This is a genomic window from Agriterribacter sp. (assembly GCF_035445465.1).
In the GTDB taxonomy this organism is placed as follows: Bacteria; Bacteroidota; Bacteroidia; order Chitinophagales; family Chitinophagaceae; genus Agriterribacter.
Genome location: NZ_DAOMQT010000023.1, coordinates 38,116 through 62,669, shown reverse-complemented (window position 1 = coordinate 62,669; position 24,554 = coordinate 38,116). Strand labels below are relative to the sequence as shown.

Here is a 24,554-nt window from a genome sequence, read left to right as displayed (position 1 = left end):
AATAGTAAAAATGAAAAATCTCAATATAAAATTAGCGGGTTATCTGCTCATGCTCATTCCCGTTGTGGGAAGCATGTCGTGTCAAAAGTTAGACGAATCTCCCGAGTCCATTTCCACTCCATCCAATTTTTACAGGTCTGTATCCCAGTGCGAAGCGGCATACACCGGCGCTATGAACGCATTGTGGGTAACCTGGGGAGGATATCAAAACCCGGTTACTTTGCCCGACGGGCAGTATGATGACGCAAGCCTTGATTTCGGCGTTAGCTCTTTTAATGATTTCTGGATATGGCATTACAAGGCCATCGGCAATATCAACGAAGTATTAAAAGCTGTTAAAGCGGGAAGCCTGGAAGGCAATGCGGAAGAAACAATTGCCAACACGGTTGCCCAGGGAAGATTTTTAAGGGCATTCAATTACTTTACCCTGGTAAGGCTGTACGGCAAAATACCTTATATAACAGAAGATACCCCCGACCCTGTAACAACACCATTAACACCTGAGTCGCGTTTGGAGATTGCAGATGTATATGGATTGATTATATCGGATCTGCAATATGCGGTTGATCATCTCGGGGATTATGACGGGGGGGTGCCCGGCAAGCCTGATAAATGGGTGGCAAAAGGGCTTTTGGCAAAAGTGTATATAACAATGGCTACAGCGCCGCTGAATAAAACAGAATATTACGCTCAGGCCAGGGATATAGCTGATGATGTGATTGAAAATAGCCCATATGGCCTGCTGGATAATTTTGAAGATGTTTTTAAAACATCCAATAACAGGAATATGGAAATTATGTTTGCTTTTTACGAGTCGTCAGACGCACCATATATGCCGGGCAATGTGTGGGCGCCCTCTGAAATGGACGGATGGAGCGGCGGGCCGGTTAAAATATTATGGGCAACCGATATCTTCCCGGAGCAGCCGCGCAAACATAGTTATTTGCTGCTTGATTTTACCTCTAATATATATGACCCGTCTGCTCCTGTTATTAACTGGTCGGCATCTGCAGACGGAGTGCCGTACGTTGGTAAATACAACATGCCCAATCTTACCTATGAGCAACAGGTGAGTGGCGGAGATGCCGGTATTGAAATAAAGATATTAAGGTTTGCCGATATATTGCTCCTGTATGCAGAAGCGGCAAACATGGCTAACGGGGGGCCTACCCAAAAGGCTGTTGACCGCCTGAACCAGATCATTGACAGGGCTAATGCCGGAACAGGAACGGAAGAAAGAGCCGGCATGGCTATGTCGGCAGCAGCATTTGATAAAAAGGTTATTGATGAGAGAAGCTTTGAGCTGTGCTTTGAAAACGACAGGTATTTTGATGTGTTGAGAAAACGGCTTTTGCAGGAAGTGAATTTGCCCGACAATGCACAGGGTTATGATGATAACGACTACCTGTTGCCTATACCTGCTTTAGATGCCAAAGCCATTGGTCAGAATCCAGGGTATGAATAAAAAATGGATTTTGAAGGGTACTTAACGTAAATGCATAAGGGGTTGTCTAAAAAGTAATATTTTGCCACGAAGCCACTAACCTGCCTGCCGGTAGGCAGGGGCACGAAGAAAATAAAACCTGAAGATCAGAACTTTGTGTCTTAGTGGCATATCTTCTATACCGGCTCTTTTGAGACAGCCTCTTTATATTACATCATCAATAATTATTGCAGATCCAACATGTTTATCCGGCAAACATTTGCTTATTATGCTTTTGTTCTGGTATTGCTTTCCTGCAATGGCGTTTCTCAGGATAGTAATGTACCACAACGCCAATCCGTAACAGAAGTAAACGCTAAAGAAATTGCAGTTGGGAAAAGTACAATTGCTATAACGGGAGCTACTGTTATAGACGGCAATGGCGGACCACCACTCTCCAATGGTTGTGTATTGATCAGGGGTAATATTATAGAAGCCGTGGGCATCATAGATGCTGTTACCATACCAAAAGATGCTGAGCGGGTTGATGCGTCTGGTTTAACATTGATGCCCGGCCTGATGGATGCCCATTTTCACCTGGACCGGATAAAGGGGCTGCCTGCACTTTTTTTGCAGCACGGCGTTACTTCGGTACGGGATCCGGGTGCATGGATTGAAGCTTATGAAAATGAAAGAAAGCCGGGGAAAGCTGCTCCCCGGTTGTTTTTGTGCGGGCCGCACTTAGACATGCCTCCACCGGCGTATCCATATGACGCGTATATAGTACGGGATTCAATAGAAGCGGTATATGCTGTAAACAAACAAATTCAGGAAGGTGCAGCAGCCATTAAAGTGTATTTCAGGATGCCGCCGGATCTTATCCGTATTGTTTGTAATACCGCCCGGGAGAAAGGAATTCCGGTTACGGCACACCTGGAGATTACCGAAGCCATGGAGGCTATTGAAGCCGGGCTGGATGGGGTGGAACATATTACTTCATTTGGACTGACATTGATTCCGCGGAGAGAAGCGGAAAAATATCGCCAATCCGTTTTATCAGGTAATGATTTCAGGAAACACGGACGCTATGAGCTTTGGGCAAAAATAGATATGCAGGGAAACAAGGTGGACAGCCTGGCTAAATTTCTTATGAAGAAAGGCACTTTTGTTACCCCTACATTGGGGCCGTTTGAGTACCGGCCGGAGAAAAATGATCATGACACCGCTAAGCTTTCCGGCTTTACTAATATGAAAGTCTTAACAGCCCGGTTGCAGAAGCTGGGCGTACGCATGGTGCTGGGGTCGCATTCAATGATCCCGTATGCGGAAGAGGGATGGGCTTACCAAAGGGAGATGGAGCTATGGGTAGAAAGCGGCGTTGATCCCTCAGATGTAATTGTGGCATCAACTATGCAAAACGCCCGTTACTTCCGGGTGGATGACCGGCTGGGAAGTATTGAAAAAGGAAAGATTGCTGATCTTATTTTAATTAAAGGAAACCCGTTGCAGGATATAAGCACAATGCGGAATATAGAAAAGGTAATGCTGAACGGAGTGTGGGTACATCCCGGAAGGAAGTAAGCGCAATATAAACAGGAAGAACGATGATTACTATTTTGCCCTATCAGCCCGGATATCAGCCATACTTTGAAAAATTGAACAAAGCCTGGCTGGAAAAATACTTTACCATAGAACCCGTGGATGAATACCTGCTGGGTAATCCGGAAGAAGCCATTTTGAAAGAAGGCGGTAAAATTTTGTTTGCATCTTATAATGGCACGATCGCAGGAACTGTTGCTTTAAAGCATGCAGGAAATGAAGCGGTAGAAATGATAAAGATGGCAGTAGATGAGTCATTCCGGGGCCTGGGAATTGGCCGGCGGTTATGCGAAGCGGCAATTGATGCTGCCCGGGAAATGAACGCAAAAAAAATCGTATTGTATTCGGAGCATAGCCTTAAAACAGCCCTCGCTATTTACCGGCAATACGGTTTTATTCATAAACCTGCAGACAGAACAAAATACAAAAGGGCTGATGTGTATATGGAGCTTGACCTGTAACAAGGCTTTTAACAGGTATTTGTATAATAATTCAAACACAAAACATGCAACTAACATATCCTGCTTCAACATCCCGGGCATATTGTGACGAAGCGTTGTGGCATAATTTCAAAAAAGGAAGCCGTGAAGCTTTTGCAGGCTTATACCACCGGTATTTTGGTATAATGATAACGAACAGCCTGAAATTATACCCCGATAAAACACTGATTGAAGATTGTGTGCACGACCTCTTTATTGAAATATGGAACAATAAAGCTAACCTGGGTGTTCCCCGTTCGGTAAAAGCATATCTTCTTTGTTCGGTTCAGCGAAAAATTATCCGCCAGGTAAAGCGTAAAAGAACGAATGTGCCATATGAGATAGCAGATCTGCATGATACGGAAGTGCAGAGCATAGAAAAAAAGATGATCATGGAGCAGTATCATGCTGAAAAGAAAAAGCACATTCACAGGGCAATAAAAGTGCTGACCAGGCGGCAGCAGGAAGCTGTTCTGCTTAAATTTTATGCCAATCTCAGCTACCCCGAAATTGCGGCTAAAATGTATATCAGCACCAATGCTATTTATAACCTTATATCCAAAGCCATGTCTCAGATATCATGCGAGCTGGAAAGAAAAATACACGACAATTGATCAACCTGATTTTATTTGAACTAAAAACAATATCATCTATGCTGTTAAAAAAAATACTGCTCTGTATATTAATTGGAGCTATAGCCCAGTTCTGCCCGGCACAAAACCCTGATAGCCTTCTTTTGAAGCATTATCGCCCCCAATCCATTTATAAAATCCCGGTTACTGCAATTGATAAAGCAAAGTTCCCGGTTATTGATATGCACGCCCATAGCTGGTATTCAAAAGAAGTAAAGGATATTAAAGAATGGTTAAGATTAATGGATAAGTTCGGGATAGAAAAAGTAGTGCTGCTCACAGAATCTACCGGCGCCCAGTTTGATTCCATTTACAATGTATATGCTCCCTATTTAAACAGGTTTGAGCTATGGTGTGGGTTTGACTACACCGGATACCAGGAACCCGGATGGGGGGAGAAAGCCGTAAAGGAGCTGGAACGTTGCGTTAAAGCAGGCGCCAGGGGCGTTGGAGAATTAGGCGATAAAGGTTTGGGAGAAGTGTTTTCAAACCCGGTACCCGGTTACGGCATGCATGTGGATGATAAAAGGTTGCAGCCTTTGTATGAGAAATGCGGGGAACTAAAAATTCCGGTAAGCATTCATGTAGCCGAACCGATGTGGATGTATGAACCGATGGACTCCACCAATGATGGGTTGATGAATGCTTATAGCTGGAAAATGGATCCTTCCAAACCAGGGTTCAGGGGACACGGAGAAATGATAAAGGCATTGGAAAATGTGGTAAAAGCAAATCCCCGTACCACTTTTGTAGCATGCCATCTTGCCAATTGCGAATATGATCTGACCCTGCTGGGTAACCTGCTTTCAAAATATGATAACCTGTATGCCGATGTAGCTGCCCGTTTTGGAGAGATAGCACCTATTCCCCGTTTTGCATCAGCCTTTTTTGAAAAGTATCAGGATAAGCTGGTATATGGAACCGATTATCATCCCGGCAATTTTATGTATGAAACAACTTTCCGCATACTGCAAACCAATGATGAGCATTTTTATGCTACAGATCTGTTTGAGTACCATTGGCCGTTACAGGGATTTAATTTAAGTGATGCCGCATTGAAAAAAATCTATAAAGGGAATGCCCTGAAAATACTTAAAAAATAATTGTACATCAGCAAAGCAAAATTTTCATTAAGAAATGCATTACACCCGGACACCCTCAATAATTTTTTGTTCTTTTATAATGCTTCTGTTCATTTCCTGCAACCAGGTAAGCAATATTCCCTGGCCGGTTTACCGTGGGGATAATGCCAGCAGCGGATACTCCCCGCTTACACAAATAAACAGTACCAATCTCGATCAGCTTGAAGTAGCCTGGATCTATCAATCCGGCGATGCAAGAGAAGGTAACCGTTCGGCAATTCAATGTAACCCGGTTATTATAGATACGGTAATGTATGCTACCTCTCCACAGCTAAAGCTTATAGCGCTCGATGCCCGGAAAGGAAAAGAAATATGGCGGTTTGATCCTTTTGTAAATGAGGAAGCTACCGGTGTAAACCGTGGCGTTACTTACTGGGAAAATGATTCGGAAAAAAGAATTTTCTTTTCTGCCGGACCCTATTTATATGCGGTTAATGCAGAAACAGGGAAGCTTGTATCCTCTTTTGGAGATGAGGGAAAAATTGATCTTCGCAAAGGTTTGGGCAGAGATCCCTCAAAGCTGGCGGTATGGTCTACCTCTCCCGGAATAATTTATAAAAATGTGCTGGTTATGGGAACAGCGCTGGGAGAAGGATATGATGCTGCACCGGGCTTCGTGAGAGGGTACGATATTATTACAGGCAAAACGGTATGGACTTTTCATACCATACCACAACCCGGGGAATTTGGTTATGATACATGGCAGGAAGATGCCTGGAAAGAGGCCGGCGGTGTAAATGCCTGGGCAGGGTTAAGTCTGGATGAAGCAACCGGAACGGTATTTTTGCCATTGGGTTCACCGGCATTTGATTTTTACGGTGGTAACCGCAAAGGCAATAACCTGTTCGGAAATTGCCTGGTGGCTTTAAACGCGCTTACAGGAAAAAGAATATGGCATTATCAATTAGTGCATCACGATTTATGGGATTATGATTTGCCGGCTCCGCCTACGTTGGTAACCGTAGAAAGGGATGGTAAAACGATACCGGCTGTTGCGCAAACAACCAAAATGGGTATGGTGTTCCTGTTCAACAGAAATACAGGCGAACCGGTATATCCCATTCAGGAACGGCCGGTTCCGCAATCTACACTCATCGGAGAGCAAACTTCGGCTACGCAGCCATTCCCGGTAAAACCTCCTCCGTTTGTAAGGCAAAATTTTCCTGATGCCGGTATGCTTGATTTTTCCGATTCTTCCTACAGGTACATAAAAAATAAAATAGGAAATGCTAAAACAGGACCTGTGTTTACACCACCTGATACCGCTGGCGTAGTGCAGTTTCCCGGAACGCGGGGCGGAGCAGAATGGGGTGGGGCTTCTTTTGATCCCGAAACAGGGATGTTGTATGTAAATGCCAACGAAATCCCGATGCTGATTAAAATGAAACCGGTTATCATGGATGGCAATGACGAATCAAAGGGTCAGCAACTCTACACACTGAATAATTGTACGATGTGTCACGGGTCCGACAGAAAGGGTACCCATGTATATCCTGCGTTACTGGGGCTTTCTAAAAAATATTCATTTGCAGAAATATCCGGGCTGCTGCAAAGTGGCAGAGGGCAGATGCCCGCATATCCTAATTTAACAGAAGAAGATAAGACCGATTTGATAGCGTTTTTACTTCGCGACAATGCAGAGGTTGGAGAACAGCAGGCGGCTGCATCTACGCATGTGCGTTATGTACACGATGGATGGAACGAATTAAAGGATCAGGATGGCTATCCCGGGGTGAAGCCTCCATGGGGCACATTAAATGCCATTGATTTAAATAAGGGAGAAATAGCGTGGCAGGTTCCTTTGGGAGAATACCCCGAGCTAACAGCAAAAAATATTCCGGCTACCGGCACACAAAACCTCGGCGGCGCATTGGTTACAGCCGGGGGGATTGTAATAATCGGCGCCACACGCGATGAGAAGCTGAGGATTTTTGACAAAAAAAATGGCAGGCTTTTATGGGAATATCAATTGCCTGCGGGGGGCTATGCTACTCCTGCTACTTATATGATTGATAACAGGCAGTATATTGTTATTGCCGCCGGCGGCGGTGGTAAGGTGGGCACACCTTCAGGAGACGCCTATCTTGCTTTTGCGCTGAAAGAACAGGAGTGATCAATTACTTCATATTTTTTACCTTAGTGTAATTGTTAACCTAAAACACACTATATGGCAGGAACATTTTCGCAAATGTATATCCAGGTTGTATTTGCTGTAAAACACCGGCAGGCATTAATACAACCTTTGTGGGAAGAACGATTATACGAGTACACCACGGGTATCATTCGTAATAAGGGCCAGAAATTACTGGCCATTAATGGTATGCCTGATCATATTCATATTTTTATGGGTATGAAACCCACCTGTTGTTTATCTGACCTGGTAAGGGAAGTAAAAAAGTCCACCAATGAATTTATTAATGACAATGGATTTACAAAATCCAAATTCAACTGGCAGGGAGGCTTTGGGGCTTTTTCATACAGTCATTCGCATCTTAATAATGTTATCCGGTATATTATGAATCAGAAAGAGCACCACCGGAAGAAAACGTTTAAAGAAGAATACATCGCATTCCTGAAGAAATTTGAAATACCGCACGAAGAGCAGTATTTGTTTGACTGGTTGAATTGAAATGCATGTATCATTCCACTGAATTGTTCGACCCCGTTGGGGTCGCAGTTTCTCTTTCTGTATATATTATAAATCTTGTACCCTTTAGGGTGAGGAAAACCCATCCGAAGAAATTGGCTACCGGAATTTGTATTTGCCCCTGAAAGGGTCTTAGGTTTATAACCAAATAATGGGAATGGATTGTTCGACCCCGCTGGGGTCGCAACTTCTTTGTCTATATATATTATAAACCTTGGATCCCTTTGGGATGAGAAAAACCCATCCGAAGAAATTGGCCGCAGAAATTTGTATTTAACCCTGAAAGGGTCTTAAGGTTTATAACTTCAATAATGGAAATGCATTACGACCCCAAGGGGGCCGAAGGTATAAGCAACATCTGCAAGGTCGCAAATGCTTGTGCCTATTGCGAACCATCCCTGGCGAGTTCGACCCCTTTGAGGTCGCAGCTTTTCTGTCTGTATGTATTATAAACCTTGCATCCCTTTGGGATAAGGAAAACCGATCAGTAGAAATTGACTGCAGGAATTTGTGTTCGACCCTGAAGGGGTCTTAGGTTTATAACTTCAGTAACAGAAATGCATTACGACCCCGAAGGGGTCGAAGAAGGAGGGAAGTTTAACCCTATACCTTTTCAAATAAATGATTGGGATAATTCAACGGGTCCTGGTTGAGCAGGTCGCACAGCACTTTATACAGTTCAGGGTAATGCAGTTGCAAACGATCAGGACTTTTAAAATAGATCTCAATGCTTTCTGCCCAGAACTCCTGGAAATCTTTGATCGCGTATTCGGAATATAAGCCGATCGTAAGGATCTTTTCTACATGGTATATTTTATCGCCAATAGAATTGAACTCGCGGAATGAATCTTTAAAATCCTTATCAATGCTTATTGCTGTTTCAAAGTTCTGGTAATACAGCGCATGCGCCATTTCATGCAGTCCAACATTCTGCAGGTCATATTTATTCTTATATCCTTCCAGGAACTGTTTCCAGGCAATATTAATGGTGTTGCCCGTTACATTGCCAATCAGTATCCGGAAAGGTTCCAGTCCAACAAAAGCCTCCGGGAAGATCTGTATGATATTGAAGTGCGACAGCAGGTATTTTCTTAAGCCAAAAGTGAGCTGAATGGCAGCCGCGCTGATCAGGATAGGCATCTCACGGTATCCTTTTTTATCGTGGATGATAAATACTTTGGTATCAATGAATTTTTTAAGCCGGCTGATGAATTTTTCACGGTCAACATCAAGCAGGCGGTTATAATAGGAAAAATGCTTAGTAAGCACCGTGTGCAATACCTCATCGGGAAACTCCAGATCATTGCCATTATATACCAAAGGGCATTTAATATGCGCTTCGTCCTGTGCAACTTTATCGTGCCCCTGCTGATCGGTTGAATCGGTAAGGGTATGCCTGGCAGACCGTGTTAGCCGCCAGATTACTGCAATAACTAATATGATTATTACTATCCAGGTAATCATTCCATTTGCTTGGGGACAATATATAACGTCTTACCCCCCCAATAAATTATCCTTATCATCATCTTCCAGCAAATTGAGGTCAATGGAGTCCTGTCCGGCTATACCTTCAATAGAGCCGCGTATATGTGCGGCATTTAACAATACCTTTTCCAAGTGCTTCTCCCGTGCTTTCCATAATTTCTCCATGGCATCCCTTTCTTTTTGAATGGACAACCGCATAGACAAAAATCCTTCCCTTATGGCTTTCCATTGTTCGGCGAATTCCTGTCCGGTTAAATAATCGTACAGCAAATGCATTTTATCGCCTTTATTTTCCTGCGACCGCGAAGCGTTATATATCTTAATGATACTGTCCCGCAAAATATGAGCCAGAGCCCTCACTTCGGCAAAGCTGCAGATCCATACCCCGTTTTTTTCCCCGAACTGGTTCATATCCTTTGGCATAGCCTGGGTAACGATAACGGCTACGTCGGCGCCCTGTGTTCGCATTTCCGCTTTCAGCTTTTCAATCCAGTCATTGGCAAAGTGCTGCGCTCTTTTGCTTTCATAAATGATCTTACCGCATTCCTGTCCAAACTGGTTGCGTATGGTTTGAATGCAATCAGCACCCCGCGCGCCCTTACTTACTTCCGTAATTACGTCAAACGGAAAGCTGCCTCTCAGCAGGTTTTCCAGCAACAGTTCCTGTACCTCGCCCTGCATTTGCATGGAGCCCTGTTCCGCTTTGCGTTTCATTTCATCCACCAGCTTTTTCTGGTCTTCCAACTGCTTTTCCATCTCCTTCATCCTCAACTGGTATTCGGTTTCTTTCGCGCTTGTTCTCTGCTCTTCCAGCTTCCTGATCTCTTCCCCTATTTTTTGCCGTTCCTTTAACAGGGTTTGCTGGATCTGTATCTCCATCTCCTGCTCCCTGTTTTGCAGCTCCTGTTCTTTTTTGAGGTACTCTAATTGTTTACTGCGGGCTTCCTGCAGTTTTATTTCATTATCCTTGTTGGTCTGTTGCAGCAGGCTCACCTGGTTTTCAAAATCTGCGCTTATACTTTTCCGTATGTTCTCTTCCAGCGATTTCTGCAGCTTTGCTTTTTCATCGGCCAGTTTATTCGCGTATTCCAGTTCTTTTTGCTGTGCCTGCTGCAGCATGGTTTGTTCCCGGCGCAAAAACTCTTCCTGCTTTTTTTGCAGTTCTTCGTCTTTTTGCTTTATATATCTGGTCATCTTTTCACGCAATTCCCTTTTATAATCTTCAGAAACCGCATCTTCCATCGGGAAAGGATGACCGCAATTCGGACATTTTATTTCAGTAGCCATTATCTAAATTTATGCAAGTTTACAAAACCCCTAAAAAATTGATATATTTAGTTTTCCAAAAAACCGGTATGATAACAAGACGATCGCTCATCAAAAAATCTTTGGTACTTTCTTCATTGCTGCAGGCCGGTGTGTTTAAAGAGCTGATGGCAGAGCAGCGTGCAGGCCGTTTCAAAATCGGCGCCTGCGACTGGTCTATAGGAAAAGGAAGCAATATCGGTGCTTTTGAAGTAGCAAAAGCTATTGGTGTGGATGGTATTATGGTAGATATGGGCAGCGTGGAAAACAACCTGCACATCAGGCAAAAAGAAATCCAGGACGCTTATCTTAAAACTTCGGCTCAAACAGGAATTGCCATTTCGAGCCTGGCGATGGGCATATATAACCGGGTGCCGTTTCACTCCGATGAGCGGGTGCAGGAATGGGTAAAGGGTTCCATTGATGCGGCTAAAAATCTAAAAGTAAAGGTATTGCTGCTGGCTTTTTTTAATGCCAGCGACCTGCGCAATGACAATGCCCGGAAAGCAGCCGCTGTAAAGCATTTACAGGCCCTAATGCCTTATGCGGAAGCTAAAGGGATTATACTTGGCATCGAATCTTACCTTGATGCTAAGGAACACATGGAGATCATTGACAAAGTAGGATCCAAAAACCTTAAAGTATATTTCGATTTCCGTAATACCGTCGATGCGGGTCACGACCCTATTGCCGAATTTAAAAAGCTGGGAAAAGATGAGGTATGCGAACTACATATGAAAGAAAATGGTTTCTTATTAGATAAGGGTACCGTAAACTGGAAAGGCGTAAGCGAAGCCATTTACCAAACAGGATATAGAGGCAATGGCTGGATGCAGATAGAAGGGGCTATTCCGGAAGGTGGAGAAACTGTTGAAAGTTACCGTCACAACCTTGCCTACCTGCGCAAGTTGTTTAACAAATGAAACACCGCGTAATTTTTTCATCCCGCAAAGCAGGAGGGAAATGCGAAGCATTCGCGAACACAATAAAATAATACGTAAAAATATACGGATGAAACTAACAGGCGCTTTTGCAGGCATTTCTTTTTCTATTCTTTTTCTTGCGGCCTGCCAGCCATCAAACCCCAAAGCTAAAACGGATCTGCCCTTTTATCTTCCCAACGACCTGGAAGCTACACTATGGGCTGAAACACCGCTGTTCTATAATCCCACCAATATAGATATAGACGCCCGCGGGAGGGTGTGGGTAACCGAAGCGGTGAACTACCGCAATTTCAATAACGATTCCACAGCGTTCTTTCATCACTCTAAAGGCGACAGGGTAATGATACTGGAAGATACGGATAACGATGGGGTTGCCGATTCGTCAACATTATTTGTGCAGGATACCAGCCTCGTATCGCCATTAGGCATAGCCGTTATTGGAAACAAAGTGATCGTTTCCTGCGCCCCCGGCATTATTATCTATACGGATGAAGATGGCGATGACAAGCCCGATAAAAAAGAAATTTTTCTTACAGGTTTTGGCGGAAAGGATCACGATCATTCGCTGCATGCGGTATTGGCCGGCGCCGATGGCAACTGGTATTTCAATACAGGCAATGCGGGCCCGCATACCGTAACCGATAAGAGCGGATGGAACCTGCGATCGGGCAGTATATATACCGGTGGCACCCCCTATAATACCAAAAATGAAGGCAATTTAAAAAGTGATGACGGGAAAGTATGGGTTGGGGGATTGGCCCTGCGGATTCACCCGGATGGCACGGGGTTAAAAGTAATGGGACATAATTTCAGGAACGCGTATGAGCTCACCGCCGATTCATATGGCAATTTCTGGCAGAACGATAACGATGATGAAGTAGCAGCCTGCCGTGTATCGTGGTTGCCGGAAGGAGGGAATGCGGGCTATTTCAGCACGGATGGTACCAGAACATGGCAGGCCGACCAGCGGCCCGACCAGGAGATATTTACCGCGCACTGGCACCAGGAAGATCCCGGCGTAATGCCGGTGGGCGACAGGAGCGGAGCGGGAGCGCCTACAGGCGTGGTATTAAATGAAGGCGATGCGCTGGGAGAAAAATATCGCGGACTGCTATTAAGTGCCGATGCCGGGAGAAATGTGATCTTCGGTTATTATCCGCATAAGGAAAAATCGGGGATGGTACCCGGCGAAAGAAAAAACTTTATCACCTCTTTGAGCGAGGATAACGCTTTATATGTTTGGAACGATAGTGCCGCCAATGTGCATAAAGAAAAATGGTTTCGTCCCAGCGACGTGGCTGTAGGCACAGATGGCGCCATTTATATAGCCGACTGGTACGACCCGGTTGTGGGGGGGCACCAGATGCAGGATAAGAAAGGTTTCGGCAGGATTTACCGCATCACACCTAAAAATAAAACCCTGCGTTCTCCCAAAATTGATCTTACTACAACAGCAGGACAAATAGCGGCACTCCGCAATCCCGCTATTAATGTGCGCCACCTGGGGTTTCTGCAACTGAAGCAACAGGGAGAAGCGGTTATGGAACCCGTTCATGCATTATTGAAAGATAAGAATCCATATATTCAGGCGAGGGCCATCTGGCTGCTGGCACAATTAGGTCAAAAAGGTATAGAAGCTACCGCGGCGTTATTAAAAAGCGATAATGAAACGATAAGGGCCACTGCTTTCCGTGCGTTGCGTGTATCCGTTGCCGGTATACTGCCTTACGCCATTCAACTGCAAAGCGATCCTTCCGCGTTTGTTCGGAGGGAAATTGCTGTTGCGCTGCGTGATCTGCCTTTTGAGCAAACCCAACCCATACTGCTGGAACTGGCAAAGCAATACGACGGGGAAGACCGCTGGTACCTGAATGCGCTGGGCGATGCCATGGCCGGCCATGAAGCGGAAGTGTATCCCCAAATAAAACAATTATTGGCCAGTGATAAAACGCCTGTTGAGTGGGATAAAAGAATGAGCCTGTTTGCCTGGCGTTTACACCCGGCAGCGGCATTGCCCGATCTTTTGCTGCGTGCTAATGAACCCACGTTAGATGCTAAAGAAAGAAGGGCTGCTATTACTGCCATTGCGTTTATGAAAGATAAAGGAGCGGCCGAAGCCATGCTGGCGCTCAGTAAAAATACATTACCCGATGTAGCGGAACAGGCTTCCTACTGGCTTTCCTTCCGCCAGGGTAACGACTGGTATGCATTGTTAGACTGGAAAAAGCTGCATATCAATTCCGCTTATGAGAAAAAGCTGGCTGCAGCAAAAGTAAGGCTGCTGGCGGTGCAGGATGAGCACCTTTCATTAGGCGCCAGGAAAAGGCGGTTAGAACAAATGGCGGCGGATTCATTGGGCGGGCAATTGCTGATCGGTCTTGCTTCGGAAAATAAATTTCCAAAAGCATTGATCCCCGCCATGGAAGAAAGCATTTTCAAAAATCCTGACCTTACCGTGAGGGTGCAGGCGGGAAAATATTTTAAGCAACCCGGTGTGCAAAAAAACTATTCCATAGCTGATATTGCCGCGCTGAAGGGTGATGCGCAAAATGGTAAAACCGTTTTTGCCGGTCATTGCGCTTCCTGTCATAAGGTAGGGAAAACCGGCAGCAACATTGGGCCGGAATTGACGAGCATCGGTAAGAAATTTGATAAGACTGGTTTATTAGACGCCATCATTAATCCCAGTGCGGCAATACTATTGGGTTATGAACCCTGGATCATCAATACCAAAGATGGCGGCTCCTTTTTTGGTTTTCTGATCAGCGAAAATAAGCAGGCTGTAATTATAAAAGATGTAACCGGTCAGCAGCATACCATTGCAACAGATAAGATCAGTACCAAACAAAAGCAAGGTAAAAGCCTCATGCCGGAACCTGGTGTTGCGGGCATATCCGAACAGGAACTGGCCGATGTAGCCGGGTATTTACTGGCGGGCAAATAGGGAGATGCTGACCAGTGTAAATCTATTAGCCCCCTCCCGGGCGGAGAGAGGTTGGGGTGAGGCTTCACCCCCAGTTCATTAAATACTCATTCTAAACAGATACGCATGCAAAAAAGATTTAACCGCCGGAAATTTATCAATACCCTTTCTATAGCGGGGGCGGGGTTGTCCATGGGAATGCCGCATATCGTAAGTGCAAATCCTGATAATGCAAAGCCTGCGCTTTTGGGAGGCACAAAAACATTTCCCCCGGCATTCCCGGGTTGGCCGGTATACGGGCAGCCCGAAGAAAAAGGGTTAATGGAGGTGCTGAAAAGTAAAAAATGGGGGCGGTTAGACGGCACTGTCATGCCTGCTTTCGAAAGCGCGTACGCGAAACAGTTAGGCGCAAAGCATTGTCTTGGCGTATCGAGCGGCACCAGTGCGCTGTATACCATGCTGGGCGCCCTTGATATTGGTCCCGGCGATGAAGTGATCATTCCCGTGTATACTTTTATAGCCACCTACAATGTGGTGGTGCTCAATTACGCTTTACCCATATTTGTGGATACCGATATAGAAAGTTTCCAGGTTGATGCCGGTAAAATAGAAGCAGCGATCACCGCTCAAACTAAGATCATCATGCCCGTTCATATAGGCGGCTCACCGGCTAATATAGATATGATCATGGAGATTGCTGACCGGAAAAAGATACCTGTAATTGAAGATGCCTGCCAAGCGCACCTTGCAGAATGGCGCGGAAGAAAGGTAGGTACGTATGGATTGGCCGGCGGCTTTAGCTTTCAGTCGTCAAAGAATTTAAACTGTGCCGAAGGCGGGGCTATTGTTACCAATGATGAGTCATTTGCCAAAACCTGCTATTCGTTTCATAACCAGGGCCAGGGCGGCCTGCGTGCAGCATATAACCCCGGCGTGGGTACCCGCGGAACCAACATGCGCCTTACCGAATTCCAGGGCAGTATTTTGCTGGCGCAGATGACGCGCCTTATGGAGCAGTCGAAGCGCAGGACGGAAAACGCTGATTACCTCGGTAAATTATTGAACGATATTCCGGGTATCACACCGGCGAAGCTGTATGAAGGCACTACGGCAAGCGCGTATCACCTGTATATGTTCCGCTATAACAAAGATCATTTCGCGGGATTAAGCCGTGCAAAATTCCTTGAAGCGTTGAGTGCAGAAGGCATACCCTGCTCCGGCGGTTATGGCATGATCAACAAAGACAGCTATGTAACCGGTCTCGCCCAAAACAGGCACTACCTCAAAATATACGGCCAAAAGACCATGCAGGAATGGTTAGAGCGTAATCAATGTCCGCAAAACGATATACTGAGCACCGAACAGGCGGTATGGTTTTTCCAGAACATGTTGCTGGGCAGCAGAACAGACATGGATCAGATTGCTGCTGCTATCCGTAAGATACAAAAGAATGCGGCGGCGTTGGGTAAGGCGTGAGTGGAGTAGTGAATGGTGAGAAGTGAACGGTGAAATAGTTCTCGTTTCAGGTTTATCGTTTCACGAAGTGAAAAGTGAGAAGTTGTGTGAAGAATTGAGCTTATCGTTAGTATACTTTGGCTGATGGCTGATCGCTTAAGGCTGGCAGCTCAGGAGGAGAGGTGAGGGGTGAGATCCGGATTTGAAATTTGAGATTGCATTTATTTTCGGATTTCGAATTTTCTGCTTCGGATTTGGCCTTTGAATTTTATCCGCCCCGGCGGACAAGCTTGCCTGCCGCAGGCAGGTTTGGTTCTTGTTATTTGGTATTTGGTGCTTTGTATTCTCCTGTATTTCCTTCGGATTTCGGGTTTTCTTTTTCGGATTTGTCATTTGATCATCTCAGCAAACGCATGCCATATAAAAGGAAATTGTGTTAGATTTAAGAAAAAATGCGTGTATGAAAAAAATATTCATCCCTGTACTTACCATAGCCCTTATATTAATAACGGCAGGATCATGGGCCGGCGACATGAAAGTGGGTATTGGCCGAAAAGCCATTACGCCGCAGGGAGATGTCTGGTTAAACGGCTACGCCAATCCAGCCAGGTTAAAACCCGCTACCGGCATTGCGCATGATATTTGGGCCAAAGCCCTTGTTTTTGAAGAATCGCCTACCAGCAGGGTAGTGATCGTTACAACGGATCTGCTCGGTTTGTCGCACGAAATATCGGTGGATATCGCTAAGAAGCTGAACGATAAATATGGCATCCAACGTTCACAATTGTTGTTGAATTCATCGCATACCCATTCGGCTCCCATGGTTTGGCCTGCCGCCGGCATGTTTTATTATAAGCCCGGTGATATGCAAACGGTGTACAACTATACCCGCAGGCTGGTGGAGGATATTGTTGCTGCCGTAGATATGGCGATGGCTGATCTTGCGCCCATGCAGGTATGGAGCGGGCATGGAGAAGCAGATTTTGCTTTCAACAGGCGCGACCCGGCATTAACGATCCGTCCGGTAGATTTTGATGTGCCCGTGCTTAAAATTGCTACGCCGGGTGGTGAGCTGAAAGCCGTATTGTTTGGCTATGCCTGTCACAATACAACCCTACCCGGCGATTACACCGAAGTGAACGGCGATTACGCGGGGTATGCACAAATTGAACTGGAGAAAATGTACCCCGGCATTACAGCTTTGTTTTTCCAGGGTTGTTGCGGCGACATTAATCCCAATCCGAGGGGTACCATAGAACATGCCATGCAACATGGAAAAACATTAGCTGAATCGGTTCAAAAAGTGATCACATCAACCATGCAACCTGTTCGTGCGCCTGTTACTACCCGTTATGAAACGGTGGAATTATCATTCCGCCCTTTTGATCTGCAGTTGTATCAAAACGATATGGTAACCGGTGATGAATATGTTCAAAGAAGAGCGAAGCTGATGCTGCAGGCTTATAATAAAGGCTGGGATGTAAGTAAATACAGCTATCCTGTTCAGTGCATACGCTTTGGCAAAGACCTTACTATTTTGGCTATGGCAGGAGAAGTGGTGGTGGATTACGCCTTATGGGCGAAGCAAACCTTTAAGAATGAAAATTTATTTGTAGCCGGGTACAGCAATGAAGTGATGTGCTATATTCCCACTAAGCGGATATTGGGTGAAGGGGGGTATGAAGCCAATAGCAGCATGATCTACTATGTGCTGCCCGGTCCGTTTGCCGACAATGTGGAAGAAAGGATACAGGGGGCTGTAAAGCAGGTAATGAAAGGGGTAGGGGTGAAGCCTTCAAAGAAATGAGGTGGCATAACAATTTCGGCTAATAAACAACCATGAAGTCAACTTCAAATCAGTACAATCAGCTACCTGACAGCATCGGCCTTACCATTGAACAGGCAAGGCAAAATGCTTTTATAGTAGTAAATACAGAATTGGTTAAAACTAACTGGGAAATTGGCAGACACATAGTAGAATATGAACAGCGCGGACAAGAAAGAGCAGAGTATGGAAGTAAGCTACTGACAAAGCTTTCCAAAGACTTAAGGCAGCGCTATGGCAAAGGATTTGGCAGACGCAATATTTTGGATATGCGGAATGAAAAACATACGCTTAATGAAAACCTGTCAGTAAGAGAACTTGAAAGACAAATAGATTCTTCTTTATTTGAACGACTTGCATTGAGTAAAGACAAAAAAGGTGTTTTGGAAATTGAGTAAAGAAAACGCGCAAATGGGATTTACATAGTCTGAAACTTTGAACTTTCGGCGAATAATCTCTGTATTTGCCGCTAAATAATTTATCCGGCAGACATACTTTTTTCATCTTTTTGTTGTTACTTCTTCTTTCGCCCAAACCTAATACTTGCTTAAAAAAATAAAATGAAGTATAAAGCATCAATAAATATTTTACTGGCATTGCTTGTTGCGGTAATCCTTTTTCATATCGCTGTGATCGCTAAGGCAATTCCTTATAACATAGCCTGGGGCGGACGACTTCAGAATGACCGGGAAATGTATGTTTTTGAAGCCATCTCCATTTTGATCAACTTATTTTTGGGGCTTGTTTTGCTTATGAAAGCCAGCTATATAAAATTCCGGTTTAAGAACAAAGCAATAAACATCATACTATGGATCTTTCTTGCTTTATTTGTTCTGAATACGGTTGGTAATCTTTTCGCAAAGACAAATTTTGAGCGATCATTTGCTGTTTTGACTTTTGTTTTTGCTGTTCTTATCCTGAGAATTTTGAAAACCAAACATATTAACGATGCAGGCGAAGTAGCATAGACGAAATAGATTTCGCGCAGGGGTCTTCAGAGCCGGGCAACGGTGTGGCGGCGAGCTCCCGGCGCTATAAAAACTATTAAACTTTTGTATTGATCCGAAGTTGCCTGCGGCCGGCATCCGCGGCGGCGGATCAGACCGCACTAACAGCGCATGCAGCAAATCTATCAACACCGGGTTTCAACCGCGAACACAATAAAACCGCCATTCGCATGCCAATACATACCAAATACTAAAAAAATGCCTGTTTTTAATAAAAAAAGAATAGGTTTGAAACAGTTTCAATCCGCACTACTATAACCCGGCAATCAACCCGTTTTATTCCATTTTTAGGATTTTTGGACCCGTGCGATAGCGAAGGAATATTCTTTTTAGCTGTTTGTAAGCAGGTGGAAGTGTTTTAAGCGCTTATAAATATTTAATAATGGAACGTATTGCGTGCAGCAATTCGTTAATTACCATTTTTTGACAACCATCATTTGGGGTAAGAATATACAAAGAACTTTATGAAAAAGAATCTAATGGTATGATAAAGAAAAACGGCTACTAACAGGTTGGCATAAAGACGGGCAGACGAAAAACATTAGTCATCACAACTTTGACCAAGTTGTTCATAAATTCTATTTATACTTGCAACAAAATAATAACCTTTAACCGAGAGGTTTTGCATCAACGGGTGAAACAATAAATCTTCATCTTTTGTACCTTTAATCGGATTCGGTTCTGAGCTGGGCGTTTTCTAAATGCTCCCCAAACGCAGAATCCGACGTTAGCGATAGTTTTATGAGAACATTTATAGTAGACATAATTCCGAAAATTCAGCGATTTAGTAAAAAGCTTGACGACTTAACAAAGTTGACAAATCAACATTGGGTCTCATTAGGAGACATAAATCAAACTAAAAAGGTTTTTATTTTCAGACAAAACAATCAATTACTTATTTCTGAAAATGGTATAGTGGAAAAAGGCTCTTGGGAATATTTAGGAAATCAATCTTTGCTAATTGACACAAAGCAAGAAAGCTATTTATTAAAGCATGGATTTTTTGACGAAAACGTGATAGCTCTGAAGTTAGACAGTACTGATAGCTATGCATTTTTTGTTAATGAATCAAAATATGATAATGAATTAAACAATATTAATGACGTTATTAGATTTTTGAATGACAAATATTTGAAAGAGAATTCAACAAGGGGTTTAGGTGCGACACAAAATCGGACAATCAATCCGCCTGAATATAAAACACTTGACATTTCTGAAGACACTTCATTCTTTGGCGGTATGACTAAAATATATACAATTGAGTTTTTAGATGGGAAAAGGGGAGAAGTTTATTTAAAGCCTAAGAATAATCAAGCATACTATAAAGACAAAAGACCAAACTCATGGGTTACAGAACTGCACTATTATAAAAGCCTTGATTATTGTATTAATGCCCTATATTACTTTTTAGAGACTGGAGATAGATTGGATGATGGTTATATTATCACATACTCCTAAAAACTATTGCTAACAAGCAAGTTGGTATAAATACGGGCAAACAGATAATGTTCATCAACTTTTTTTGAGGTTTTAATTCCGGCAGACTATTGGCCAAAAAAGATATTTATCTTTATCCAGCTTAAAATTAAAGATCATGAGCATACTGGATAGTTTTATAAAAAATCATTTGCCATCAGCAAAGAATTTTCAAATGATAGAACTTCTTTTTTTCTTTTTGACAATTTCGACTGTAGGTTGTAATCATCCAGTCGGTGGAAATTATGAAAGATATAAAAATCACGAAGCATCGTTAAATACCCAAAGTTCAGACGAGGAGAATCAAACAGGTTATAAGGTAATCGGTATAAAAGACGGCGATACATTTGTTCTACTTATAGATGGGAAAGAGCAAACTGTAAGGTTAGCTCATATTGATTGTCCCGAAAAAAAACAACCATTTGGTAATAAGGCAAAACAGTTTGCTTCCGATTTATGTTTCGGGAAGAATGTTACCCTTGTAAATGACAATAAGTATGACAGAAACAAACGCCTAATTTCAGAGATGTTTTTATTGGATGGAACAAACGTAAACAACGAGTTAGTTAAAAATGGATTAGCTTGGCATTTTAAAAAGTACTCCGACAGTAAGGAATATGCTCAATTGGAAATTGAAGCCCAAAAAAATAAAGTCGGGCTTTGGAGTGAGAGCTCGCCTATCGCTCCGTGGAATTGGAGAAAAGGTAAACAAAAGTTAGCCATCCCATTTTGGCGCAAGAATGAGGCGTAGGAAAAGAGTGAAGGTTTCTTGTGCCATGTAAGAAAAGTTGAAAATTAAGTAAAGGTTTCAAAAACCCGTATCTATAGAACGGTGGATTTAGGAAGGACTGTTTTACTATAAAAATCAATGTGATTGTATATTTACTTTCCTATGAGTAGAAAATATAAATTCCACGATAACGATAAATTATATTTCATTTCATTTGCTGCTGTTAGGTGGATAGATGTATTTGTCAGGGAAGCGCTCGTGATTTTTGCGGATTGAAAGGATTAATTGATTTAAAATATAGTTCATAAATATGGCCCAAGAAGGCTATGCACAATGCAATGCCTCATTCTTGCGCCAACATGGGAAAATTACTAACAGCGATTATCAAACACTAAATGCTGTTTCAAAAGCAACCGCAACAAGAGACTTGACAGAACTTGTTGAAAAATTCAAAATTCTTAAAAGAACTGGTGATATTGGAGCAGGAACGAACTATGTTTTAATTGGCTCATAATTGGCTCAATTGGCTCATAATGGGTTCAAGCTTTGAGCCAACCCTGGAGACAAGTTTTCTCAGGCTAAAAAATGATCTTATGAAAGGTTTTTTAGCGCAGGGTCTCATGGCTGCCCGTATGGCCTTTTATGAAGACCCCGGCGCGGCTAAATGTAAATTGGCAGCCCGGATTACATGCTGATATGAATAAAGAAACGAAATTGAATATTATTAAAGTCATTCATACTGCCGTATGGATATTTTTCAATTTCGTAATATTCTACATGCTGTATGCGGTTATTACAAACAGACTCGACAAATGGCTGTGGATTGGTTATGGGCTATTTGTTCTCGAAGGGCTTATATTGCTGATGTTTAAATTTTTCTGTCCATTAACTGTATTAGCCCGGAAGTACACTGATTCTTCTAAGGACAATTTTGATATTTTTCTTCCCAATTGGCTCGCGAGATATACGAAGCTAATTTATACATCAATTTTGGTTGTTATCATCATTATCACGGTCTGTCGGCTTTTGAAATAAGGCTAATGTTTGCTGCAAAGCGGTTTGGTGTAGTTCAAGTGGAAGAATCTTTTGCTCTGGCATTGTTATGAAGCACCGTCCCTCTCTACGGTGTGGAGAGGGAAAGAGGGTGAGGTTATTGCTTTACCTCCGCATCCTTCACGCACCGGAACCCGATATGGTTGGTGGCGGAGCGCCATTCGCCCTTGCCGCGGGTGCCTACCATGTAGCGGGTGCAATACTGGTCGGTGCATAAATACGAACCGCCGCGCTGTACTTTTTTCTGCTGGCCGGGCTCTGCAGGATCGAAAGATGAATCGGGTCCTTTTGGATTTTTAACAACACCTGCTTTGGTAAGCGTGGCATAATAATCGGCCCGGTACCAGTCGCTGCACCACTCCCATACATTACCGGCTACATCGTATAAGCCATACCCGTTGGGCGCGAATTGCTTAACCGGCGCTATGCCCGCGAAGCCATCGCCGGCGATGTCGGCGTTAGGGAACTGTCCCTGGAAAGTATTGGCCTGCCATTTACCGGCGCTTTTCATTTCATTGCCCCAGGTATAGAGGTTGCCTGTTTTGCCGGCTCTTGCGGCAAATTCCCATTCGGCTTCCGTGGGTAAGCGCTTTCCCGCCCATTTTGCATAAGCGGCCGCATCTTCATAGGCGATCTGCACTACAGGATAATTTTCTTTACCGGTAATATTACTATTAGCTCCTGATGGGTGGCGCCAGTTAGCACCATGTACATATTCCCACCATTGCAGGTGATTGTTCAATGCCACCTCATGCGCGGGGGGCGTGAATACCACCGCGCCTGCAACAAGCGCTTCTTCAGGCACGCCAGGGAATTCTTCCTTTGAGGGTTTTTGTTCTGCCACTGTAATATAACCGGTGGCTTTTACAAAAGCGGCGAATTGCTTGTTGGTTACTTCTGTTTCATCCATGTAAAACGGATCAACGTATACCTGGTGTATGGGCCGGGCGTCGTCCATGGCTTCGTGTCCGCCTTCGGTGATGCCCACGGGGTTTACGCCGCCCATGCTGAATGTTCCGCCGGGGATATATACCATGCCATTGATTTTCTCATGATCAGCCGGTATTTCATTTTCCGCTGTTGTTATAAAAGCCGCGCCCCCGCCATTCATGAAGATGGTGCTGTCGCCGGGCGTTAGTCCTTTTGTACAGGAAATGGCGCCGCTGATCTTCATGGCGCTGATGTCGGGTATGATAGCGGCAACTGGTGTGGTTTCCGTTTTATTTTTTCCCTGCCGGCAAGAGACTATGCAGATGATTATAATCGTAATAAAAAGAAAATGATTCAACGTTGATCTTGTTCGCATGGGCTGTGTTTTTGCGTATCCGGCAGTTGCTGTATTTGTTTGCCGGGCACTAAATTACATAAGAATTGTTACTATTGTTTGTTGCGGCGGCGAAGGAAGCGTCTGCAACGATTAAAGCGAAGCCAGACCCTTCCCTGTCTGCCGGCAAGAAAGCTTCGTCAGAGTGACAAGCAGTGGGTTGTTTGTTCGACTTTATTATAAATGCTCAGTCCTGTTACTACTGTCATCTTAACGAAGGAAGCGTCCATACAAACCAGGCATCTGTGTTCATCCCTGACCAGACTCCCGAAAGGTTTTCTCAATATTTTGTATACCGAATGCAGCATCCCCGTTTCATAAACAATAATTTTAGTACTTAAAATACAAAGCATAGCAAATGGAACAGATCAGAAAATATTTTGAAAGTATAACTGCTCTTACAGACAAAGACTGGCTGTTTTTTTCTTCTAAGCTCATCCGGCAGGAATACAGATTTGCTTTGTCGGCCAGGGTCGGTATATCGGCAATGCTGGTGCTTACAGCCACCGGTCATTTTATGTTCACAAAAGGCATGGCGATGATGATGCCAGGCTTTATCCCTTTCAAAACAGAACTGGTGTACTTTACAGGATTTGTGGAAATAGCGGCCGCCATAGGACTGCTATTACCAAAATTCAGGGTACTGACCGGGTGGCTGTTGATCATCTTTTTTATTTTTATACTCCCTGTAAATATCTATGCCGCTATACATCACGTAGATATGGAAACGGCAACGTTTAACGGGGATGGCTTGCATTATTTATGGTACAGGGTACCGCTGCAGCTTTTTTTTATTGGATGGATATACTTTTCATCCATCAAAGCGAAGGATCCCGAACCTGTTAATATTAAGAACAATCAGCAACATGCTTATAGAAAAAGTGTCTGATAAAGACAGTATACCTTTATCAGGAATTACCAGCTATTGCAAAGAAACGGGTATAGCGGAAGTTTTTGTGCAGGCTGATGAAGCCGATGGTTATGCGCTCTATTTTTATCATTCAACAGGAGGAATTCATGAAAAAGTTGTTCATTTTGTTTATCCTTTAAACAGGTAAGCGTGATCTTTTAAGCATTAACCCATCTTCCGGAACCCACCTACGCT

21 protein-coding genes are annotated in these 24,554 nt (G+C 43.8%); 18 read left to right on the top strand and 3 right to left on the bottom strand.

The window, feature by feature from the left end; genetic code table 11:
* Nucleotides 1-10 precede the first annotated feature (10 nt).
* The 7 genes from PLE34_RS12695 (at nucleotide 11) to tnpA (ending at nucleotide 7,904) form a co-directional block, all read left to right on the top strand.
* On the top strand, nucleotides 11-1,465 hold the full coding sequence (locus PLE34_RS12695) for a RagB/SusD family nutrient uptake outer membrane protein (RefSeq protein WP_324557558.1): 1,455 nt from the start codon (nucleotides 11-13) through the stop codon (nucleotides 1,463-1,465).
* Nucleotides 1,466-1,684: 219 nt separating this feature from the next.
* Entirely contained in the window at nucleotides 1,685-3,004 is a 1,320-nt protein-coding gene (locus PLE34_RS12690; protein WP_324557557.1) for an amidohydrolase family protein, read from the top strand.
* 23 nt (nucleotides 3,005-3,027) lie between these two features.
* A complete protein-coding gene (locus PLE34_RS12685; RefSeq protein WP_324557554.1) occupies nucleotides 3,028-3,483 on the top strand; it encodes a GNAT family N-acetyltransferase in 456 nt (151 codons plus the stop codon).
* Between the two features lie 44 nt (nucleotides 3,484-3,527).
* Nucleotides 3,528-4,115, top strand: coding sequence for an RNA polymerase sigma factor (locus PLE34_RS12680; RefSeq protein WP_324557551.1), 588 nt, complete (start codon nucleotides 3,528-3,530; stop codon nucleotides 4,113-4,115).
* Nucleotides 4,116-4,153: 38 nt separating this feature from the next.
* Complete coding sequence (locus PLE34_RS12675) at nucleotides 4,154-5,236, top strand: amidohydrolase family protein (protein ID WP_324557549.1); 1,083 nt, start codon at nucleotides 4,154-4,156, stop codon at nucleotides 5,234-5,236.
* Nucleotides 5,237-5,315: 79 nt separating this feature from the next.
* On the top strand, nucleotides 5,316-7,388 hold the full coding sequence (locus PLE34_RS12670) for an outer membrane protein assembly factor BamB family protein (protein WP_324557546.1): 2,073 nt from the start codon (nucleotides 5,316-5,318) through the stop codon (nucleotides 7,386-7,388).
* 54 nt (nucleotides 7,389-7,442) lie between these two features.
* Entirely contained in the window at nucleotides 7,443-7,904 is a 462-nt protein-coding gene (gene tnpA, locus PLE34_RS12665; RefSeq protein ID WP_324557544.1) for an IS200/IS605 family transposase, read from the top strand.
* A 621-nt stretch (nucleotides 7,905-8,525) separates the two neighbouring features.
* Here tnpA and PLE34_RS12660 read toward each other — a convergent pair.
* Together PLE34_RS12660 and PLE34_RS12655 are read right to left on the bottom strand one after the other, a co-directional pair.
* On the bottom strand, nucleotides 8,526-9,386 hold the full coding sequence (locus PLE34_RS12660; RefSeq protein ID WP_324557542.1) for a zinc-dependent peptidase: 861 nt from the start codon (nucleotides 9,384-9,386) through the stop codon (nucleotides 8,526-8,528).
* Between the two features lie 30 nt (nucleotides 9,387-9,416).
* Nucleotides 9,417-10,694: a DUF2130 domain-containing protein gene (locus tag PLE34_RS12655; protein ID WP_324557540.1), complete on the bottom strand. Its 1,278-nt coding sequence runs from the start codon at nucleotides 10,692-10,694 to the stop codon at nucleotides 9,417-9,419.
* Nucleotides 10,695-10,762: 68 nt separating this feature from the next.
* On the opposite strand from PLE34_RS12655, the gene PLE34_RS12650 reads away from it, so the two are divergent.
* From PLE34_RS12650 to PLE34_RS12610, 9 genes are all read left to right on the top strand, one after another.
* Nucleotides 10,763-11,635 carry a sugar phosphate isomerase/epimerase family protein gene (locus PLE34_RS12650; protein ID WP_324557538.1) on the top strand — a complete coding sequence of 291 codons (873 nt, stop codon included), beginning with the start codon at nucleotides 10,763-10,765 and terminating at the stop codon, nucleotides 11,633-11,635.
* Between the two features lie 88 nt (nucleotides 11,636-11,723).
* Entirely contained in the window at nucleotides 11,724-14,600 is a 2,877-nt protein-coding gene (locus PLE34_RS12645) for a PVC-type heme-binding CxxCH protein (protein ID WP_324557537.1), read from the top strand.
* Nucleotides 14,601-14,705: 105 nt separating this feature from the next.
* Entirely contained in the window at nucleotides 14,706-16,055 is a 1,350-nt protein-coding gene (locus PLE34_RS12640) for a DegT/DnrJ/EryC1/StrS family aminotransferase (RefSeq protein ID WP_324557535.1), read from the top strand.
* 439 nt (nucleotides 16,056-16,494) lie between these two features.
* Nucleotides 16,495-17,841: a neutral/alkaline non-lysosomal ceramidase N-terminal domain-containing protein gene (locus PLE34_RS12635; protein WP_324557533.1), complete on the top strand. Its 1,347-nt coding sequence runs from the start codon at nucleotides 16,495-16,497 to the stop codon at nucleotides 17,839-17,841.
* A 32-nt stretch (nucleotides 17,842-17,873) separates the two neighbouring features.
* A complete protein-coding gene (locus PLE34_RS12630; protein ID WP_324557532.1) occupies nucleotides 17,874-18,257 on the top strand; it encodes a DUF1016 N-terminal domain-containing protein in 384 nt (127 codons plus the stop codon).
* Nucleotides 18,258-18,419: 162 nt separating this feature from the next.
* Complete coding sequence (locus PLE34_RS12625) at nucleotides 18,420-18,827, top strand: hypothetical protein (protein WP_324557530.1); 408 nt, start codon at nucleotides 18,420-18,422, stop codon at nucleotides 18,825-18,827.
* 780 nt (nucleotides 18,828-19,607) lie between these two features.
* Nucleotides 19,608-20,324 carry a hypothetical protein gene (locus PLE34_RS12620; RefSeq protein ID WP_324557529.1) on the top strand — a complete coding sequence of 239 codons (717 nt, stop codon included), beginning with the start codon at nucleotides 19,608-19,610 and terminating at the stop codon, nucleotides 20,322-20,324.
* Between the two features lie 136 nt (nucleotides 20,325-20,460).
* A complete protein-coding gene (locus PLE34_RS12615) occupies nucleotides 20,461-21,093 on the top strand; it encodes a thermonuclease family protein (RefSeq protein ID WP_324557527.1) in 633 nt (210 codons plus the stop codon).
* Nucleotides 21,094-21,382: 289 nt separating this feature from the next.
* Nucleotides 21,383-21,586, top strand: coding sequence for a DeoR family transcriptional regulator (locus PLE34_RS12610; RefSeq protein ID WP_324557525.1), 204 nt, complete (start codon nucleotides 21,383-21,385; stop codon nucleotides 21,584-21,586).
* Between the two features lie 636 nt (nucleotides 21,587-22,222).
* Here PLE34_RS12610 and PLE34_RS12605 read toward each other — a convergent pair.
* Entirely contained in the window at nucleotides 22,223-23,431 is a 1,209-nt protein-coding gene (locus tag PLE34_RS12605) for a formylglycine-generating enzyme family protein (protein WP_324557523.1), read from the bottom strand.
* A 376-nt stretch (nucleotides 23,432-23,807) separates the two neighbouring features.
* Here PLE34_RS12605 and PLE34_RS12600 point away from each other — a divergent pair, with 376 nt between their 5' ends.
* Nucleotides 23,808-24,338 carry a DoxX family protein gene (locus PLE34_RS12600; protein ID WP_324557522.1) on the top strand — a complete coding sequence of 177 codons (531 nt, stop codon included), beginning with the start codon at nucleotides 23,808-23,810 and terminating at the stop codon, nucleotides 24,336-24,338.
* Entirely contained in the window at nucleotides 24,316-24,507 is a 192-nt protein-coding gene (locus PLE34_RS12595) for a hypothetical protein (protein WP_324557521.1), read from the top strand. Before PLE34_RS12600 ends, PLE34_RS12595 begins: the two co-directional genes overlap by 23 nt.
* Nucleotides 24,508-24,554 lie beyond the last annotated feature (47 nt).

Coding starts and splice junctions, on each gene's coding strand:
- PLE34_RS12695 (WP_324557558.1), top strand. CDS start 11: ATGAAAAATCTCAATATAAAATTAGCGGGTTATCTGCTCATGCTCATT.
- PLE34_RS12690 (WP_324557557.1), top strand. CDS start 1,685: ATGTTTATCCGGCAAACATTTGCTTATTATGCTTTTGTTCTGGTATTG.
- PLE34_RS12685 (WP_324557554.1), top strand. CDS start 3,028: ATGATTACTATTTTGCCCTATCAGCCCGGATATCAGCCATACTTTGAA.
- PLE34_RS12680 (WP_324557551.1), top strand. CDS start 3,528: ATGCAACTAACATATCCTGCTTCAACATCCCGGGCATATTGTGACGAA.
- PLE34_RS12675 (WP_324557549.1), top strand. CDS start 4,154: ATGCTGTTAAAAAAAATACTGCTCTGTATATTAATTGGAGCTATAGCC.
- PLE34_RS12670 (WP_324557546.1), top strand. CDS start 5,316: ATGCTTCTGTTCATTTCCTGCAACCAGGTAAGCAATATTCCCTGGCCG.
- tnpA (WP_324557544.1), top strand. CDS start 7,443: ATGGCAGGAACATTTTCGCAAATGTATATCCAGGTTGTATTTGCTGTA.
- PLE34_RS12660 (WP_324557542.1), bottom strand. CDS start 9,386: ATGATTACCTGGATAGTAATAATCATATTAGTTATTGCAGTAATCTGG.
- PLE34_RS12655 (WP_324557540.1), bottom strand. CDS start 10,694: ATGGCTACTGAAATAAAATGTCCGAATTGCGGTCATCCTTTCCCGATG.
- PLE34_RS12650 (WP_324557538.1), top strand. CDS start 10,763: ATGATAACAAGACGATCGCTCATCAAAAAATCTTTGGTACTTTCTTCA.
- PLE34_RS12645 (WP_324557537.1), top strand. CDS start 11,724: ATGAAACTAACAGGCGCTTTTGCAGGCATTTCTTTTTCTATTCTTTTT.
- PLE34_RS12640 (WP_324557535.1), top strand. CDS start 14,706: ATGCAAAAAAGATTTAACCGCCGGAAATTTATCAATACCCTTTCTATA.
- PLE34_RS12635 (WP_324557533.1), top strand. CDS start 16,495: ATGAAAAAAATATTCATCCCTGTACTTACCATAGCCCTTATATTAATA.
- PLE34_RS12630 (WP_324557532.1), top strand. CDS start 17,874: ATGAAGTCAACTTCAAATCAGTACAATCAGCTACCTGACAGCATCGGC.
- PLE34_RS12625 (WP_324557530.1), top strand. CDS start 18,420: ATGAAGTATAAAGCATCAATAAATATTTTACTGGCATTGCTTGTTGCG.
- PLE34_RS12620 (WP_324557529.1), top strand. CDS start 19,608: ATGAGAACATTTATAGTAGACATAATTCCGAAAATTCAGCGATTTAGT.
- PLE34_RS12615 (WP_324557527.1), top strand. CDS start 20,461: ATGAGCATACTGGATAGTTTTATAAAAAATCATTTGCCATCAGCAAAG.
- PLE34_RS12610 (WP_324557525.1), top strand. CDS start 21,383: ATGGCCCAAGAAGGCTATGCACAATGCAATGCCTCATTCTTGCGCCAA.
- PLE34_RS12605 (WP_324557523.1), bottom strand. CDS start 23,431: ATGCGAACAAGATCAACGTTGAATCATTTTCTTTTTATTACGATTATA.
- PLE34_RS12600 (WP_324557522.1), top strand. CDS start 23,808: ATGGAACAGATCAGAAAATATTTTGAAAGTATAACTGCTCTTACAGAC.
- PLE34_RS12595 (WP_324557521.1), top strand. CDS start 24,316: ATGCTTATAGAAAAAGTGTCTGATAAAGACAGTATACCTTTATCAGGA.